Origin of the sequence: Ensifer soli, assembly GCF_041928815.1 — a bacterium.
Lineage (GTDB): Bacteria > Pseudomonadota > Alphaproteobacteria > Rhizobiales > Rhizobiaceae > JBHFEI01.
This window is the reverse complement of the sequence record NZ_JBHFEI010000021.1, coordinates 22,998-40,007: the sequence shown is the minus strand read 5'-3', so window position 1 is coordinate 40,007 and position 17,010 is coordinate 22,998. Positions and strand designations below refer to the sequence as shown.

Sequence of the window (17,010 nt, the reverse complement as noted above, 5' to 3'; positions counted from 1 at the left end):
TCAAAAATCGATCGCGGCGTAAAAGATGGCGAAGAGGCCATCGACGAGGATGACGACGAAGATCGCCTTCACCACGGAGGCGGTGACGCGCTTGCCGAGCGATTCGGCGCTGCCGCCGACCTTCAGCCCCTCGACCGCGGCGACGATGCCGATGATCAGCGCCATGAACGGCGCCTTGATCATGCCGGCGGCGATGGACGAGAAGTCCACCGCCTCCTGCAGCCGCGACAGGAAGGTGGCGAAGGTGATGCCGGAATAGCTCCAGGCGACGAGCGCCGCCCCGGCGAGCGCGGCGAAGTTGGCGATGACCGTCAGGAGCGGCAGCACCACCGTCAGCGCCACCAGACGCGGAAAGACCAGGATGCCGATCGGGCTGAGGCCCATCACCTTCAGCGCGTCGATTTCCTCGCGCATCTTCATCGAGCCGATCTCGGCCGTGATCGCGCTTCCCGAGCGCCCGGCGATCATGATCGCGGTCAGGAGCACGCCGATCTCTCGCAGCTGGAGAATGCCGACCAGGTCGACGACGAAGAGCTCCGCGCCGAAATACCGCAGCTGGAACGCGCCCTGCTGCGCGATGATCGCGCCGATCAGGAAGGACATCAGCGTGATGATCGGCACGGCCTGGACGCCCATGCGGTCCATCTGGCTGACGATCGCGGCCGGCGACATGCCGCTGTTCCTGCCGGACTTGACCTGGGCGCCGCGCACCGCCGAGCCGATGATGAACATCGCGGCGAGCAGGTCTTCCCAGATCGCCGCCATCGCCTCGCCGAGCGGCGCGAAGAGGCGCTGGAACAGGGTGGGCCGGGTCTTGCCGGATTTCGGCTGCGGCAGGCGCTCCGGAAGCGCGTTGATCAGTTCGGCGAACCGCTCGGCACCCGGTTCCAGCCGGACCGAGCCGCCCGCGTCGGCGATGCGCGTCATGAAGCGACGGATCAGCCAAGCCCCGGCCGTATCCATGCCGGTGATGCCGCCGAGGTCGAGGGCGCAGTCTCCCCCGGCCTTACCGGCGAGGCCGTCGAGCGCGGCCGCCATCGCCGGCATGGTGCTCTGCCGCCACTCGCCTACCAGCCGGAGCAGCGCCACGCCGTCGCCGGTCGTGTCGGCCGGTTCGACGGCGGCGTTTTGGGGAGCGGCGTTGCGGACCAAAGGCGGCGATTCTTTTTCTTGGATTTGAGGTTGTCGGATCGGCTCCGTCATAGCGGCTCGGCGCAGTCCTGTCACCGAACCAACCCGAATTCGGACTGCGGCGCTGCGGCAATTGCGAGGATGCGTTGCAGAAATGGCCCCATCCGGCCCTATGCCATGGCCATGGCACGATCGCGCCGCTCGACGAGGCGGGCGCAAAGCACGAAACCGGCGCCGATGCAGACGATCAGCGACATGCCGTAGAAGCCTTCCACACCGAATCGCTCATAGAGCACGCCCGAAAGCAGCGTGAACAGCGCCAGGAAACCACCATTGTAGAAGAAGTAGAGCCCCTGCGCGGCGCCTTCCTGTTCCTCCGGCACCTGCTGCACCAGCTTGTTCTGCATCGCGGCATGCATGATCGCGAAGGTGAAGGCGTGGAAGCACTGGAGAACGAAGAAGCCCGCGAAGCCGGGATCGAGCGGGAACAGGATCCAGCGCAGCGCCGCGAGGCAGGAGCCCGTCGCCATCATCGACCACAGGCTGAAGCGCCGCAGCATCCGGCGGGCACACAGGAACATCACCACCTCCGAGGCGACGCCCGCGCTCCACAACAGTCCGATCTCCGTTCCGCCGAAGCCGATCGCCTGCCAGTGGATCGCGGAAAAGGCGAACAGCATGGCATGGCTGCCGTTGATCATCGTCACGCCGACCATCAGCAGTTGCAGGTCGAGCTTGCGCAGTGCGCGCGGCGGCGCCTGCGTCAGCGTCGCGACCGGAGACGGCCGCCGCGGACGGCCGACCCGCGGCGCGAACAGCGCCATGGCGAGCATCAGCACGGTGCCGACGACGATCGCCGGCACCACCATGGCGCCGCCGACGATGCCGATCAGCACGCCGCCGACCATGTTGGCGGCGATGAAGGCGATCGATCCGCCGAAACGCATGCGGCCATAGTCGAAGCGCCAGCGCCGCACGCCGGTGAGCGCGATCGCCTCGACGATCGGCACATAGGGCGCGAAGAAGGCGGATTGCAGCGTGTAGACGATGAGGACGGGCAGGAAGCTTCCGGTGAAGAGCAAAAGGACGGCGCTGACGAGCGCCAGCGCCGCCGTCCAGACCAGCACGTTGGCCCGCTCGCCGATCCGGTCGGCGATCAGGCCGGCGACCGGCGCGGTCAGGACGCGGATAAAGAGCGCGGTCGACAGAACGATGCCGATCTCGACGTCGCTTAACGAAAGGGAGCGGAGCCAGACCGGAAAATACGGCATGGCGAAACCGTTGAGGATCAGCGGCGCGCAGAAGAGAAGGGCGATGCGCCCGGCGAAATGACGGGGCGCGCCCCCGGCGGGCGGCAGTGCGGAAGAGGCATTCATGAAACGGACCCGACGACGGCATCGCCGAGGGCGCCCGCATTCGTTGGCGCGCGCCTGTCGACGGCGCCGACGGTCGCATGTTCGCGGGCCCGTGTCGACGCCGGCGAACGCCACGCTTTCACATGGGGCCGCCGGCGTGGCGAACCGGCATCACCCGCCGCTTTGCCGCCGATGCCGGCTCAGGCGGCGCGATCGGCCATCGGTGGCGCCAGCAGCCGGAGGCGGCGCTCGGCCGAGGCCGGCGTCGCGCTGGCGCGCTGCCAGGTGATCAGTTCCATCGTGCCGTCGTGATGCTCGGCGATCGCCGTGCAGCTTTCGACCCAGTCGCCCGTGTTGATGTAGCGGATGCCGTCGATGTCGTCCTCGATCACCGCATGGTGGATATGGCCGCAGATCACCCCTTCCGCGCCGGAGCGCCGCGCCTCGTCGGCCACGACACTCTGGAAGGCGCCGATGAAGTTGACCGCGTGCTTCACCTGCAGCTTCGCCCATTGCGAGAACGACCAGTAGGGCAGGCCGATGCGGCGCCGGATCGCGGCCAGGCCGATATTGACGACGATCGCCGCATCATAGGCCCAGTCGCCGAGATAGGCGAGAAGACGGGCATTGCGGACGACGACGTCGAACTCGTCGCCATGCAGCACGAGATAGGTCCGCCCGTCGGCGCCCTCATGCGTGAACCGTTCCGCCACCTCGATGCCGCCGAAATGGACGCCGGGGAAATCGCGCAGGAACTCGTCGTGATTGCCGGGGATGTAGACGATCCGCGTACCCTTGCGTGCCTTGCGCAGGAGCTTCTGCACCACGTCGTTGCAGGCCTGCGGCCAGTGCCAGCTCCGCTTCAGCCGCCAGCCGTCGACGATGTCGCCGACGAGAACCAGCGTCTCGGCCTCGTGATGTTTCAGGAAGTCGAGCAGATAGTCGGTGCGCGCCGCCTTGGAGCCGAGATGCACGTCGGACAGGAACAGGGTGCGGAAGCGCCGGGGCGCGTCGTCGTCGGTCTCGGCGGTCATGCCTGATCTCACAGATTGATCGTGATTGCCTGACTGCCGTGAAGACCAGACTCCTGTATCAGGATGATGACATGACAGGGCGATGACAGGCACGGCGCGCAGACGCGGGCCGATTGCGATGTTGTGCGCGGCCGCCCTTCATGCCAGAACGGCCGCAACCGAGAGACGGAGATCCAAGGCGATGACGAGCGGCGACAATTCTCGCAACCCCGGTCCCCCGACGAGCGGCGACCTCGACCAGCAGGCCCTGTTCTTCCATCGCTATCCGCGCCCGGGCAAGCTGGAGATCCAGCCGACCAAGCCGCTCGGCAACCAGCGCGACCTGGCGCTCGCCTATTCGCCGGGCGTCGCCGCCCCCTGTCTCGCCATCCACGAGGACCCGGCCAAGGCCGCCGACTTCACCGCCCGCGCCAATCTCGTCGCGGTCGTGTCGAACGGATCGGCCGTGCTCGGGCTCGGCAATATCGGCCCCCTCGCCTCCAAGCCGGTGATGGAGGGCAAGGCGGTGCTCTTCAAGAAATTCGCCGGCATCGACGTCTTCGACATCGAGATCGACGCGCCCGGCATCGAGCGCATGGTCGACGTCGTCTCGGCTCTGGAGCCGACCTTCGGCGGCATCAACCTCGAGGACATCAAGGCGCCGGAATGTTTCGAGGTCGAGCGCCGGCTGCGCGAGACGATGGACATCCCGGTCTTCCACGACGACCAGCACGGCACGGCGATCATCGTCGCCGCCGCGATCCTCAACGGCCTCGAACTCGCCGGCAAGGACATTTCCGAGGCGAAGATCGTCACCTCCGGCGCAGGCGCCGCGGCCCTTGCCTGCCTCAACCTGCTGGTCACGCTCGGCGCCCGGCGCGGCAACATCTGGGTGCACGACATCGAGGGCCTCGTCTACGAGGGCCGAACCGAATTGATGGACCAGTGGAAGGCCGTCTACGCCCAGCCGAGCGACAAGCGGACGCTCGCCGAATCGATCGCCGGCGCCGACGTCTTCCTCGGCCTGTCGGCGGCCGGCGTGCTGAAGCCGGAGCTGCTCAAGGAAATGGCGGAGAAGCCGCTGATCATGGCGCTCGCCAATCCGAACCCGGAGATCATGCCGGCGGTCGCCCGCGCCGCGCGGCCCGACGCGATGATCTGCACCGGGCGGTCGGATTTTCCGAACCAGGTCAACAATGTCCTCTGCTTCCCCTACATCTTCCGCGGCGCGCTCGACTGCGGCGCGCGCACGATCAACGAGGAGATGAAGATGGCGGCCGTCAGGGCGATCGCAGGGCTCGCCCGCGAGGAGCCGTCCGATGTCGCCGCGCGCGCCTATTCCGGCGAGACGCCGATCTTCGGGCCCGACTACCTGATCCCCTCGCCCTTCGACCAGCGCCTGATCCTGAGGATCGCGCCGGCCGTCGCCCGTGCGGCCGCCGAAAGCGGCGTCGCCGCCCGGCCGATCTCGGACGTCCCCGCCTATCTCGACCAGTTGAACCGCTTCGTCTTCCGCTCGGGCTTCATCATGAAGCCGATCTTCGCCGCCGCGAAGGATGCGCCGAAGAACCGCGTCATCTTCGCGGAAGGCGAGGACGAACGCGTTCTGCGCGCCGCGCAGGTGCTCCTCGAAGAGGGGACGGCGCGGCCGATCCTGATCGGCCGTCCCCCGATCATCGAGGCCCGGCTGAAGCGATACGGCCTGCGCATCCGCCCCGACCAGGATTTCGAGGTGGTCAATCCGGAAGGCGATCCGCGCTACCGCGACTATGTCGACGAATATTTCGCGCTGGTCGGTCGCAAGGGCGTGATCCCGGAGGCGGCCCGCACCATCGTGCGCACCAACACGACGGTGATCGGCGCGCTGTCGGTGAAGCGCGGCGACGCCGACGCGCTGATCTGCGGCGTCGAGGGACGCTATGCCCGGCACCTACGCGACGTGTCGCAGATCATCGGCAAGCGGGCAGGCGTCGGCGCCTTCTCGGCGCTGAGCCTGTTGATTTCGCAACGCGGCGCCACCTTCTTCACCGATACCTATGTCACCTACAGCCCGTCGGCCGAGGAAATCGCCCAGATGACGGCGATGGCGGCCCGCACGATCCGCCGCTTCGGCATCACGCCGCGCGCGGCCCTCGTCTCCCATTCGAACTTCGGATCGCGCGATTCCGACAGCGCCTTCAAGATGCGCCGCGCCATGGAACTGGTGCGGGAACTGGCGCCGGACCTCGAGGCGGACGGCGAGATGCACGGCGATTCGGCGATCTCGGAGGCGCTGCGTCACCGCGTCATGCCGCAATCGACGCTGACGGGCGAAGCCAACCTTCTCGTGTTTCCGAACCTCGACGCGGCGAATATCTCGCTCGGCGTCGTCAAGAGCATGACCGACAGCCTGCATGTCGGGCCGATCCTGCTCGGCGCCGCCCTGCCCGCCCATATCCTTTCGCCCTCCGTCACCTCGCGCGGCGTGGTCAACATGGCGGCGCTCGCAGTCGTCGAGGCGACCTATCCGCAATAAGCGGAGCAATCACGCGATTGTTGGGCAAGATCGTTGCGGCCCGGACCGCGCTGCATTGGCGCGGCCACCGTTTGGCTGTATCCTGCATGCTCCGGCCGACGGCGCCCTTCCCGTCGGCGGCGACGGCATTTCCGGAGACGATATCGTGCGGCGTCTGAGCAGCCTTCTTTCTCTCGCCCTCCTCGCTCTGCTGGCGACGGCGGAAACGTCGGCGGCGCTGACGCTCTGCGAGCGGCTGGAGCGCAAGCTCGCCAGTCTCCCGGAAACCTTAGCCTCCACCGGCGGCGCGCGCGAATTCACCAGCGCGATCTCCGCCCGCGGCATCGAGCTGCGCCGGGCGCGCAACGAGCGGCGGCGCCTGGGATGCGGCGGCGGCAGCGTGGTCGTCATCGGCGGCCCCCAGGCCGAGGCCTGCCGGGAGATCGCCGATGAGATCGCGCTGATGGAACACAATCTGGAGCGGCTGAAATCGCGCCGCCGCGAGGCGATCAGCGGCGGCGACACGGGCGACGAGCGCCGGCGCGTCGTCGCGGCTCTTGAAGTGAACCGCTGCGCCGAAAAGCAGGTCGAGCGCATGGAGGCGGCGGCGCGCGAGCCGGAGACCTTCCGCAACATCATCAGCGACCTGCCCCCGGCCGGCATGTCGGTGCCGCCCGGCGGCGGCGGCGTCATCGACCTTTCGGTTCCCGGTGCAGACCAGGCCGGGCCGCTGCGCACGGTCTGCGTGCGAACCTGCGACGGCGCCTTCTTCCCGATCTCGTCGCAGGCGACACCTGCGGACTTCCCGCGCGACATCGCGGCGTGCGAGGCGCGCTGCCCGGGCGCCGAGACGGAACTTTACTACCATGCGCTGGCGACGGAGGAGAGCGACGACATGGTCTCGGCGATCACCGGCAGGCCCTACCGCGACATGCCGAAGGCGTTCGCCTATCGCACCGCCGCGCGCGGCAGCCAGTGCGGCTGCTCGCTGCCGACGCTTGCTCGCGAGCACGACGGCGAGAAGGCGCCGCCGCAGGCGACGGCAAAGACCCCCTCCGTCGTCGACGTGACCACCGCGACGGCGGCGGTCGACAGCGAGGCGACGAAACCGCCCGTCGTCATCGAGGAGCGGCCCTACGATCCGGCCAACAGCAAGGTCAGGGTCGTCGGCCCGACATACCTGCCGACGGAGGAATCGAAGATCGACCTGAAGAACCCCGCCGGTCCCCGCTACCAGCCGCAGCAGGAAAACTGAACTCGATCTGCATAGGACGTTCGCCCTCAGGCGTTCTTGCGCTCTTCCACGCTGCCGCGGAGCCGGAAGACCATCCCCCTCTTCTCGTCGATGCGCACCTCGATCCCCGGCATGGCGCGAAGCGCCTTTCCGAGCGCCCCGCCATAGGGCGCCAGCGAATATCCGGGGTGATCGCGGCTGAGCGCGGCGCCGAGCAAACCCGGATGCAGCCAGCCATCCTGGTCGGGCTGGAGGGAGGCGGCAGCACGCCGCACGAGATCAACCGCCTGCCGCTGTTCCTTCGTCAGCCTACCGTCTTGCGCGAGCGCGGCCTTGGCTATGAGCGGAAGCGCGACCACGGTCGCCGTCTTTACCGGCGCCACCGCTGCGGGCGGCGACACGGCGACGAAACGGTCGCAGGCCGCGCGAAACGCGTCCGACACATCCGCCTTGCCATAGGCGGTGACGCGGACGCCGGCACCGCGCAGATAGCTCGCGAGCGGCGCGAAATCGCCGTCCGACGAGACGAGGCAGACATGGTCAACGCCGTCACGGCGAAAAAGCTCGATCGCATCGATGGCGAGGCGGATGTCCGTCGCGTTCTTCGTCCTGCCGGCCGACGGCACCTGCACCAGATCGAAGCCCAGGCTCCAGGCGGCATTCAACCATGCCGTGCCGCGCCCGCCGGCGAAGTCGGCGAAGGCGCGGCGCGCGACGACGCGGCCGGCGGCCTCCATCTCGGTGACGATCCGCGCCGCCGCGTCAGCCGCCATGTTCTCGGCGTCCACCAGAATTGCGATTGTCGCCCTGCCCCCTCGATCCATGCCGCCTCGATCCATGCCGTCCCTCGCCGCTCGGTCGCAAGCAGCATCGCCGATGCGAGATGCGTGGGCAAGGCGGCGAGGACCCGTATGGCGTGTCCTGGTTAATGCGACGGCAACGCCGGATCAGCGGTCACGGAAGCGGTTGGTGATCGGATAGCGGCGGTCACGGCCGAAATTCTTGCGGGTGATCTTCACGCCCGGCGCCGACTGGCGGCGCTTGTATTCGGCGATATAGAGCAGGTGCTCGATCCGGTGCACCGTCGCCACGTCATGGCCGCGCGCGACGATCTCGTCTACCCCCATCTCGCGCTCCACCAGGCATTCGAGGATATCGTCGAGAACCGGATAGGGCGGCAGGGAATCCTGGTCCGTCTGGTTCGGCCTGAGTTCGGCCGAGGGCGCCTTGTCGATGATGTTCTGCGGGATGACGACGCCGGAAGGACCGAGCGCGCCCGGCGGCACATGGGCGTTGCGCCAGCGAGACAGGGCGTAGACCTGCATCTTGTAGAGGTCCTTGATCGGGTTGAACCCGCCGTTCATGTCGCCGTAGAGCGTGGCGTAGCCGACGGACATCTCCGACTTGTTGCCGGTGGTGACCACCATCGAGCCGAACTTGTTGGAGACCGCCATCAGGATGGTACCCCGGGTGCGGCTCTGCAGGTTCTCCTCGGGGATGCCGCTCTCCGTCCCCTCGAACATGTCCGAAAGGGCATCGAGAAATCCCTGTACCGGCGCCTCGATCGGGACGGTGTCGTAGTGGCAGCCGAGCGCCTTCGCGCAATCGGCGGCGTCCTTGAATGACTCTTCCGAGGTGTAGCGGTAGGGCAGCATCAGCGTGCGCACGCGCTCCTCGCCGAGCGCGTCGACGGCGAGCGCCGCGCAGATCGCCGAATCGATGCCGCCCGAAAGCCCGAGCACGACGGTGCGGAAACCGTTCTTGTTGACGTAGTCGCGCAGGCCCTGCATGCAGGCGCGGTAATCCGCCTCCTCCGCCTCCGGCAGGCGCGACATGAGCCCCGGCCGGCAGGCCCAGCCGTCCGGTCCCCGCTCCCATTCGGAGACGGAAAGCGCCTCCTCGAACTGGCTCATCTGGAAGGCAAGCGTATGGTCGGCGTTGAAGGCGAAGCTGCCGCCGTCGAAGACGAGCTCGTCCTGGCCGCCGAGCTGGTTGGCATAGAGCATCGGCAGTCCGGTCTCCATCACCCGGCGAAGGACGACCTGATGCCGGATATCGATCTTGCCCCGGTAATAGGGCGAGCCGTTCGGCGACAGCAGGATTTCCGCCCCGCTCTCGGCGAGCGTCTCGCAGACGCCGAGCTCGCCCCAGATGTCCTCGCAGATCGGGATGCCGAGGCGCACGCCGCGAAGATTGACCGGACCGGGCATGGCGCCGGGCACGAAGACGCGCTTTTCGTCGAATTCGCCGTAGTTCGGCAGGTCGACCTTGTCGCGGATCGCCACGATGCGGCCGGCATCGAGGACGGCGACGGAATTGTGCCGGCCGGCCTCGCCGAGCCTCGGGAAACCGACGATGACGGCGGGGCCGCCATCGGCCGTGTCGGCCGCAAGCGCCTCGACCGCCTTCAGGCAGGCGCCGAGGAAGGCCGGCTTCAGCACGAGGTCCTCCGGCGGATAGCCGGAGAGGAACAGCTCCGTCATCAGGAGCACGTCGGCCCCCTCGCGCGCCGCGTCGGCGCGCGCGGCACGGACCTTGGCGAGATTGCCGGCGATGTCGCCGACGGTCGGGTTCATCTGCGCGGTTGCGATGCGGAGGAGATCGGTCGTGTCTACGGTCATCGGCAGGCCTGCATGTCATGGGCGGGACGCGCGGTGATGCGCGGGTCCAGTCTTAGCGCATCGATGGCGGCGATAGACAGGCCCGGCGCGGATTTTTTCGGGTGGATGAAGACGTGGGAGATTGGTGGAAGGCGGGACGTCCGCATGGTTTCCGCGCGATCGCGCCTGCCGGAACAAAACCATTCAGCTTCTGTTCAAGGTGACATCCCTATGACAGTTTGATGACATTTGCATGAAATGGAGTGCATCTTGGCCGGAGTCGATAGTCTCGCCGTCCCGTCGACCCACCGCCTCGGCGCAGAAGGGTTCAGCCTCGACGTGCGCGTCGCGCGACTTCCGGGCCTCTTTAAGCATCTCGCCCTGACGCTGTTGATGGCGGCGGCGCTGGTCGCCACGATCGAACTCATCACCCGCGCCTCCCTGTCCGAGACGGTCGCCTATGTCCTCGACCCGATGCGCCCGGCGACGACGGCGATCGGCCTGGTCTTTCTGGTGCTGATCGCCTTCGATGCCCTCTTCGGCCGGCGGCACATGGGGGTGCTCGTCCTTGCGCCCTTCGCCGTCATTCCGGCGCTGATCTCCAAGCAGAAGCAGATCTTTCTCTCTGACCCTCTCTATCCGACGGACCTTCTGTTCGGCCGCCAGATCGTCGAGCTTTTGCCGGCGATGGTGCGGGACCGGCCGGGAACGGCAATCGCGATCGCTGTCGGCCTTGTCGCCGGCGTGGCGCTGCTGACCTTCGCGCTGCGCCATGCCTGGCGCCGCTTCGCCAGGATCGGCCTTCAGGGCCGGCTGGTGCGGCTCGCCGTCGCGCTGCCGCTGATCGCCGGCTTCGTCAGCATCATGGACTACAACCAGTTCTCCTGGTTGCGTGACCGGCTGCGCGTCATCCCGATCATGTGGGACCAGACGGAGAACTACCGGCACAACGGTTTCCTGCTCGCCTTCTCGATCAACGTGCCGATGGCCAATGTCAGCACACCGTCCGGCTATTCGCTCGACGCGATCGAGCGGATTGCGTCCGAACCGCTGCCTGCCGGCACGACCCACCGGATGAAGCCGGACGTGATCGTCCTAATGAGCGAATCGCTGTTCGACCCGACGCGCCTGCCGAACGTCACGCTCGAACCCGATCCGATGCCGACCATCCGCGCGATGCAGGGCGGCAACGTCTTCTCGCCGGAGTTCGGCGGCATGACCTCCAATGTCGAGTTCGAGGCACTGACCGGGTTCTCGAACGCCTTCCTGCCTTATGGCAGCATTCCCTACCAGCAGTATATCCGCGAATCGCTGCCCTCGCTCGCGACCTTCTTCCGCGGAGAGGGCTATGTCTCGCGCGCGATCCACCCGTTCCAGAAATGGTTCTGGAACCGCGGCTCGGTATACCAGTCCTTCGGCTTCGATGCCTTCGCGTCCGAGGAAACCATGCCGCCGATGGTCAAGCGCGGCATCTTCGCCTCCGACGAATCGCTGACGGGGGAGATCATCCGGCAGGCGGACATACTGGACGATCCCTTCTTCTTCTTCGCCGTGACGCTGCAGGGGCACGGCCCCTACGAAGCGAACCGCTACGCCCACAACACGATCAAGGTCACCGGCGACCTGCCGCAGGCCGACCGCCAGGTGCTCGAGACCTATGCCCAGGGCGTCAAGGAGGCCGACGACAACCTGCGCCGCCTGATGGACTGGGCGCGCGAGCGCGACCGGGAAACGATCATCGTCATCTTCGGCGACCATCTGCCGCCGCTGAACACCGTCTACACGTCCACCGGCTTCATGCCGCAGGTGACGGCGTCGCGCAAAGGCAGCCTCGACGAGATGAAGATCCAGCACGAGACGCCGCTCGTCGTCTGGTCGAACAAGACGGGCGCGCGAAAGGACATCGGCACGATCAGCCCGGCCTTCCTCTCCTACCAGATCCTGAAGACCGCCGGCTACGAACATCCCTATTATACCGGCTTCCTCGGCACCGTCTTCGAGCGCTTTCCTGTCATCGACCGCTATATGCTCATCGACCGGCGCGGGCGCGAAACGGTCGACTGGCTGCGCAGGCCGAAGATCGTCTCGACGATCCGCGACTACCGCTTCCTCCAGCACGACATGATGTTCGGCAAGCGCCACGGCATCGACCGCTTCTTCCGTCCGCAGGACCTGCCGCATCTGCCGCAGACCTGAGCGGCGCGCAGCTCCCCCAATCCGCCCCTTGGGGCAGAGCGCGTGCATTTTTGCTTGCGATGGGTTCGCGGCTGCGAATGATGCGGCGATCATCATTCGGGAATCGGTGCGATGCGGACATTCAACGAGGCGGCGAAGGCGATCTTCGGCAAGAGCGGCGAGACACTCGGCGAGACGGAGCGCCATGTCCTCGACCGGGTTCGGGAAAAGCGCCCGGTCTCGGTCGACACCAACGTCGCCTTCAGCGCCGGCCAGACATTCGGCGCGCGGCTTGCGGACGGGATCGCCCGGGTCGGCGGTTCCTGGGGCTTCATCATCGGGTTCCTGCTCTTCCTCGTGCTCTGGACCGGCATCAACACCGTGCTTCTGACGGCGGATGCCTTCGACCCCTACCCGTTCATCTTTCTCAACCTGCTGCTGTCGATGATCGCCGCCATCCAGGCGCCGATCATCATGATGTCGCAGAACAGGCAGGCGGCCCGCGACCGCTTCGAGGCGTCGAAGGACTACGAGGTCAACCTCAAGGCGGAGGTGGAGCTGATCGCGCTCCACCACAAGATCGACGGCGTGCTGCTGAAGGAGATCGCCGAGCTCAGGAACGAGATCCTCCGCCTGCACGCCCGCCTTGACCCCCAAGCCGGACAGGATGCGGGCCGACAAGACCGAGAGCCGTAAAACACAACCCCTGATTTATTTCTCTCCGGAAAAATCTGCTTCCGATCGTATCAAACTGTTTACGCCTCTTCTGCACCATATGCGTGTTTCACAATTTTATGCACGCATTAGGGGATGAAAGGGGTTTCAAGATGCACTGGCCGAGGGTGACGACGGATCGGAGCGGCACCGCCGCCGTCGAGTTCGCGATCGTGGCGCCGATCTTCCTGATGATGCTGATGTCGCTGATCGGTTACGGCATCTTCCTGAGCGCCTCGCATGCGATCCAGCAGATCGCCGCCGATGCGGCGCGCACGGCCGTCGCCGGACTGACCCTCGACGAGCGCGTCATGCTGGTGCGAAGCTTCATCGACCGCGCGACGCTGGACTATGCCTTCATCGACCGGCGCGACCTCGTCGTCAACCTCGCCGGCGATGCCGCCGATCCGAGCCAGTTCACCGTGACGCTCTCCTACGACGCCGGCGATCTGCCAATCTGGAACATGTATGCCTTCGCCATGCCGGAGCGGACCATCACCCGTTTCTCCACCATCCGCCTCGGAGGCCTGTGATGCGCCTGCGCCGTCTCCTTGAGCACACGGGTGGCAATATCGGCGTCCTCTCGGCCATGGTGATGCCGATGGTGATCGTCACGCTCGGCCTCGGCGTCGATTACGGCGCGCTGACGCTGGAGAAGCGCCGGTTGCAGTCGATCGCGGATCTGAGCGCCATCGCCGCCGCCGCCGCGATCGCCGACCCCGAGGCGGCGGTGCGCCGCCATTTCCGCGACAACGGCGTGACGATGCTGATCGAGACCCGCTCGGGCTTCCTCGACGGCAACGGCATCCCCGTCACCGATGCCGCGACGATCGCCGCACGCGGCTCCGTTTCGATCGTCAAGGGTCATTACGCACCGGATCCGGCCATCGCGGCCGCGCGGCGCTTCGCGCCGCTGGCGACACCCGCCAATGCGGTCGAGATCCGCGCCCGCAAACAGGGATCGCTGTTCTTCGCCGCGATGTTCGCCGATCCGCCGCCGATCACCGCGACGGGGCGGGCCGCGCAGACGCCGCTCGCCGCCTTCTCGATCGGTTCGCGGCTGGCAAGCCTCGACGGCGGCATCGTCAATGCGCTTCTCGGCACCCTTCTCGGCGCCTCGGTCTCGCTCGACGTGATGGACTATCGGGCGCTCATCGACACCGACATTGCGGTTCAGCCCTTCCTGCGGACCCTGTCGACCGAGATCGGCCTGACGGCGGCGACCTATGACGCGGCTCTCGATGCGGACATCGCGGTGCCACGCCTTTTCCGCGCGCTTGCGGCGACGCCCGGCGTGCGCCCCGCGGCGGCGGCGGCCCTGCACGCCCTTGCGACGGCGACCGGATCGAACCGGCGGACGATCCGCCTGCTGCGCATCCTCAACCTCGATCCGAAGCGCGGCCTCTCGCTCGATGCGGGGTCCCATCTCGGCATGTCGGTCAATGCGCTCGACCTCGTCACGGCGGCGGCGGGCATCGCCAATGGCGGCAGCCAGATGGCGCTCGATCTCGGCGCCACCCTGCCGGGGCTCGCCTCGACGCGTGTCCGCCTCGCCATCGGCGAGCCTCCGGTGGCGACCCCCGCCCATCGTCTCGGCGCCCCGGGTTCAGCGGTGCGTACCGCCCAGACCCGCCTTGCCGTCGATGTGTCCGTCACCGGGCTCGCCGCGCTCCTCGGCCTGCGCATCGAGCTTCCGCTCTATGTCGAGGTCGCCTATGGCGAAGCAAAGCTGGCGGCGATCCGCTGCACCCCCGGCAACGCAGCGAGCGCCGGCGTCGGCATCGACACGGTGCCGGGCGTCGCCGAGGTCGCGATCGGCGCGGTCGATGCCGCCGTGCTTTCCAACTTCGACACGGTGCCGCGGGTGACGCCCGCCCGCATCCTCGACGCGACGCTCGTCAGGATCGACGCGGTCGCGCATGTCGAGGCGACCAACCGGACGGCGACGCGGCTCGGCTTTTCCGGCGCCGAGATCGCCGCCGGCACGGTGAAGACCGTCTCGACCCGCGAGATCCTCACCTCGACCACGCAGAGCCTTCTCGAAAACCTGCGCGTCGAGATCCGCCTGCCGCTGATCACCCTGGTCACGCCGACCCTTATCCAGCAGGCGCTCGCCCAGACGCTTGCGGCCGTGACGCCGCAGATCGACAGGCTGCTCTACAACCTGCTCCTCGTCGCCGGCGTGCGCGTCGGCGAGGCGGATGTTCGTGTCACGGCCGTCGACTGCGCCCGACCGGTGCTGGTCCAGTAGGCGGTCACGATCGCCCGCGCGCAAATTGCGGCAGGCCGTCGGCGATCGGGTAGAAGTCGCCCTTGTCGTCGCAATGGATGTGATAGCCGCCCTGAAGGCCGGAGGGCATGTCGAGGAGGCCAGCCATGATCGAGACCTCGCCGGCGCCGTCCTCGCGCCAGAACAGCGCCGAGCCGCAGCGGCGGCAGAAGCCCCGTTCCGCCGTCTCGCTCGACCGGTAGATCGAGGCCTGTTCGAGCCCGTCCCAGACGAGCGCGCCCTTGTCGACCGTCACGGAGGCGTAATAGAGGCCGGTCTGCCGCCGGCACTGCGAGCAATGGCAGTAGCCAACCGCGGGCAACGCGCCCGAAAGCGTGAAGGAGACGGCGCCGCAGCCGCAGCGGCCGTGGTGGATCGGTGGGTTCATGGCGCATCTCCGCAAAAGACAAGGGGCGCGGACATCCTTTCCGGATCTCCGCGCCCCGTCAAATGCCGAAGACTGATGCCGCCGTCAGCGCTGCTGATCGCCGCCTCAGCCGTTGACCGCCAGCTTCTTCTCGTCGCGACCGCCCTTCATCCGCTCGGCGAGCAGGAAGGCAAGCTCCAGCGCCTGGTCGGCGTTGAGCCGCGGGTCGCAATGGGTGTGGTAGCGGTCGGCGAGATCGGCGCCGGAGACCGCGCGGGCGCCGCCCGTGCATTCGGTCACGTCCTTGCCGGTCATCTCGATATGGATGCCGCCCGGATGGGTGCCCTCGGCACGGTGGATCTGGAAGAAGCTTTCGACTTCCGAGAGGATCCGCTCGAAGGGACGGGTCTTGTAGCTGTTGAGCGTGATCGTGTTGCCGTGCATCGGATCGCAGGACCAGACGACCTTCTTGCCTTCGCGCTCGACGGCGCGGATGAGACGCGGCAGGTGCTCGGCGACCTTGTCATGGCCGAAGCGGCAGATCAGCGTCAGGCGCCCCGCCTCGTTCGCCGGGTTGAGGATGTCGATCAGTTCCAGAAGCCCGTCGGCCGACAGCGACGGCCCGCATTTCAGGCCGAGCGGGTTCTTGATGCCGCGGCAATATTCGACATGGGCATGGTCCGGCTGGCGGGTACGGTCGCCGATCCAGATCATATGGCCGGACGTGGCGTACCAGTCGCCCGAGGTCGAGTCGACGCGCGTCAGCGCCTGCTCGTAGCCGAGCAGCAACGCCTCGTGGCTGGTGAAGAAATCGGTCTCCCGCAGGCTCGGATTGCTCTCGGCATTGATGCCGATCGCGCGCATGAAATCCATCGTCTCGGAGATCCGGTCGGCGAGCTTCCTGTAGCGCTCCGCCTGCGGGCTGTCCTTGACGAAGCCGAGCATCCACTGATGCACGTTTTCGAGATTGGCGTAGCCGCCCATGGCAAAGGCGCGCAGAAGGTTCAGCGTCGCGGCCGACTGGCGATAGGCCATGATCTGGCGCTCCGGATTGGGAACGCGCGCCTCCGGAGTGAACTCGATGCCGTTGATGATGTCGCCGCGATAGCTCGGCAGCTCGACGTCGCCCTGCTTCTCGATGCCCGAGGAGCGGGGCTTGGCGAACTGTCCGGCGATGCGGCCGACCTTGACGACCGGCTGCTGGGCGCCGAAGGTCAGCACCACCGCCATCTGCAGGAAGGCGCGGAAGAAGTCGCGGATCGTGTCGGCGCCGTGCTCGGCGAAGGCCTCGGCGCAATCGCCGCCCTGGAGCAGAAAACCCTTGCCCTCGGCGACCTTCGCCAGCGAGGACTTCAGGCGGCGCGCCTCGCCGGCGAAGACGAGCGGCGGAAAGGTCGCAAGCTGCGCCTCGGCCGCCTCCAGTGCTGCCTGTTCCGGATAGTCGGGCACCTGGCTGATCGGCTTCTGCCGCCAGCTCGTCGGGTTCCAGTTCTGTACCATGTCGTCACCTGTCCTTGGCGGGCGGCTCTTGTCGCTCAACGCCCCGTGGTCTGCCCTCTCCCGTGCGCCCGTCGTGCCGAAGGGCCTTTCGGCCTTTCGCGTCGTCCGCATCGATGGCGGACGGTCCCGGCGTCTTTCCCTCGGGGCGCGGATGCGGG

13 protein-coding genes are annotated in these 17,010 nt (G+C 67.3%); 6 read left to right on the top strand and 7 right to left on the bottom strand.

Annotation, left to right across the window (positions count from 1 at the left end; all coding sequences use genetic code 11):
* From ACEVQ6_RS21465 to ACEVQ6_RS21455, 3 genes are all read right to left on the bottom strand, one after another.
* On the bottom strand, nt 1–1,203 hold the full coding sequence (locus ACEVQ6_RS21465; RefSeq protein ID WP_374891087.1) for an MlaE family lipid ABC transporter permease subunit: 1,203 nt from the start codon (nt 1,201–1,203) through the stop codon (nt 1–3).
* Nucleotides 1,204–1,301: 98 nt separating this feature from the next.
* Nucleotides 1,302–2,507, bottom strand: a complete 1,206-nt coding sequence (locus ACEVQ6_RS21460; protein WP_374891086.1) for an MFS transporter — start codon at nt 2,505–2,507, stop codon at nt 1,302–1,304.
* Nucleotides 2,508–2,686: 179 nt separating this feature from the next.
* A complete protein-coding gene (locus ACEVQ6_RS21455; protein WP_374891085.1) occupies nt 2,687–3,520 on the bottom strand; it encodes a UDP-2,3-diacylglucosamine diphosphatase in 834 nt (277 codons plus the stop codon).
* A gap of 181 nt (nt 3,521–3,701) precedes the next feature.
* Between ACEVQ6_RS21455 and ACEVQ6_RS21450 the strand changes: the two genes are divergently transcribed.
* Both ACEVQ6_RS21450 and ACEVQ6_RS21445 read left to right on the top strand, forming a co-directional pair.
* A complete protein-coding gene (locus ACEVQ6_RS21450) occupies nt 3,702–6,014 on the top strand; it encodes an NADP-dependent malic enzyme (protein WP_374891084.1) in 2,313 nt (770 codons plus the stop codon).
* 142 nt (nt 6,015–6,156) lie between these two features.
* Nucleotides 6,157–7,248 carry a DUF2865 domain-containing protein gene (locus tag ACEVQ6_RS21445; protein ID WP_374891100.1) on the top strand — a complete coding sequence of 364 codons (1,092 nt, stop codon included), beginning with the start codon at nt 6,157–6,159 and terminating at the stop codon, nt 7,246–7,248.
* 26 nt (nt 7,249–7,274) lie between these two features.
* Here the strand turns inward: ACEVQ6_RS21445 and ACEVQ6_RS21440 are convergent, their stop codons facing one another.
* Entirely contained in the window at nt 7,275–8,051 is a 777-nt protein-coding gene (locus ACEVQ6_RS21440) for an NYN domain-containing protein (protein WP_374891083.1), read from the bottom strand.
* A gap of 123 nt (nt 8,052–8,174) precedes the next feature.
* Nucleotides 8,175–9,848: an NAD+ synthase gene (locus ACEVQ6_RS21435; RefSeq protein ID WP_374891082.1), complete on the bottom strand. Its 1,674-nt coding sequence runs from the start codon at nt 9,846–9,848 to the stop codon at nt 8,175–8,177.
* 249 nt (nt 9,849–10,097) lie between these two features.
* Here ACEVQ6_RS21435 and ACEVQ6_RS21430 point away from each other — a divergent pair, with 249 nt between their 5' ends.
* The 4 genes from ACEVQ6_RS21430 (at nt 10,098) to ACEVQ6_RS21415 (ending at nt 14,967) form a co-directional block, all read left to right on the top strand.
* Nucleotides 10,098–12,023, top strand: coding sequence for an LTA synthase family protein (locus ACEVQ6_RS21430; RefSeq protein WP_374891081.1), 1,926 nt, complete (start codon nt 10,098–10,100; stop codon nt 12,021–12,023).
* A 111-nt stretch (nt 12,024–12,134) separates the two neighbouring features.
* Entirely contained in the window at nt 12,135–12,698 is a 564-nt protein-coding gene (locus tag ACEVQ6_RS21425) for a DUF1003 domain-containing protein (RefSeq protein WP_374891080.1), read from the top strand.
* A gap of 131 nt (nt 12,699–12,829) precedes the next feature.
* Nucleotides 12,830–13,249, top strand: coding sequence for a TadE family protein (locus ACEVQ6_RS21420; RefSeq protein ID WP_374891079.1), 420 nt, complete (start codon nt 12,830–12,832; stop codon nt 13,247–13,249).
* On the top strand, nt 13,249–14,967 hold the full coding sequence (locus ACEVQ6_RS21415) for a pilus assembly protein TadG-related protein (RefSeq protein WP_374891078.1): 1,719 nt from the start codon (nt 13,249–13,251) through the stop codon (nt 14,965–14,967). Before ACEVQ6_RS21420 ends, ACEVQ6_RS21415 begins: the two co-directional genes overlap by 1 nt.
* A gap of 4 nt (nt 14,968–14,971) precedes the next feature.
* On the opposite strand, the gene ACEVQ6_RS21410 is transcribed toward ACEVQ6_RS21415, so the two are convergent.
* A complete protein-coding gene (locus ACEVQ6_RS21410; protein ID WP_374891077.1) occupies nt 14,972–15,373 on the bottom strand; it encodes a GFA family protein in 402 nt (133 codons plus the stop codon).
* A 105-nt stretch (nt 15,374–15,478) separates the two neighbouring features.
* Nucleotides 15,479–16,852 (bottom strand): class II 3-deoxy-7-phosphoheptulonate synthase, encoded by a 1,374-nt coding sequence (locus ACEVQ6_RS21405; RefSeq protein WP_374891076.1) that lies wholly within the window; start codon nt 16,850–16,852, stop codon nt 15,479–15,481.
* Nucleotides 16,853–17,010: the final 158 nt, after the last annotated feature.

Bases quoted from the DNA above. Each gene is read 5' to 3' on its own strand.
- ACEVQ6_RS21465 (WP_374891087.1), bottom strand. From the start codon at position 1,203: ATGACGGAGCCGATCCGACAACCTCAAATCCAAGAAAAAGAATCGCCG.
- ACEVQ6_RS21460 (WP_374891086.1), bottom strand. From the start codon at position 2,507: ATGAATGCCTCTTCCGCACTGCCGCCCGCCGGGGGCGCGCCCCGTCAT.
- ACEVQ6_RS21455 (WP_374891085.1), bottom strand. From the start codon at position 3,520: ATGACCGCCGAGACCGACGACGACGCGCCCCGGCGCTTCCGCACCCTG.
- ACEVQ6_RS21450 (WP_374891084.1), top strand. From the start codon at position 3,702: ATGACGAGCGGCGACAATTCTCGCAACCCCGGTCCCCCGACGAGCGGC.
- ACEVQ6_RS21440 (WP_374891083.1), bottom strand. From the start codon at position 8,051: ATGGATCGAGGGGGCAGGGCGACAATCGCAATTCTGGTGGACGCCGAG.
- ACEVQ6_RS21435 (WP_374891082.1), bottom strand. From the start codon at position 9,848: ATGACCGTAGACACGACCGATCTCCTCCGCATCGCAACCGCGCAGATG.
- ACEVQ6_RS21425 (WP_374891080.1), top strand. From the start codon at position 12,135: ATGCGGACATTCAACGAGGCGGCGAAGGCGATCTTCGGCAAGAGCGGC.
- ACEVQ6_RS21420 (WP_374891079.1), top strand. From the start codon at position 12,830: ATGCACTGGCCGAGGGTGACGACGGATCGGAGCGGCACCGCCGCCGTC.
- ACEVQ6_RS21415 (WP_374891078.1), top strand. From the start codon at position 13,249: ATGCGCCTGCGCCGTCTCCTTGAGCACACGGGTGGCAATATCGGCGTC.
- ACEVQ6_RS21410 (WP_374891077.1), bottom strand. From the start codon at position 15,373: ATGAACCCACCGATCCACCACGGCCGCTGCGGCTGCGGCGCCGTCTCC.
- ACEVQ6_RS21405 (WP_374891076.1), bottom strand. From the start codon at position 16,852: ATGGTACAGAACTGGAACCCGACGAGCTGGCGGCAGAAGCCGATCAGC.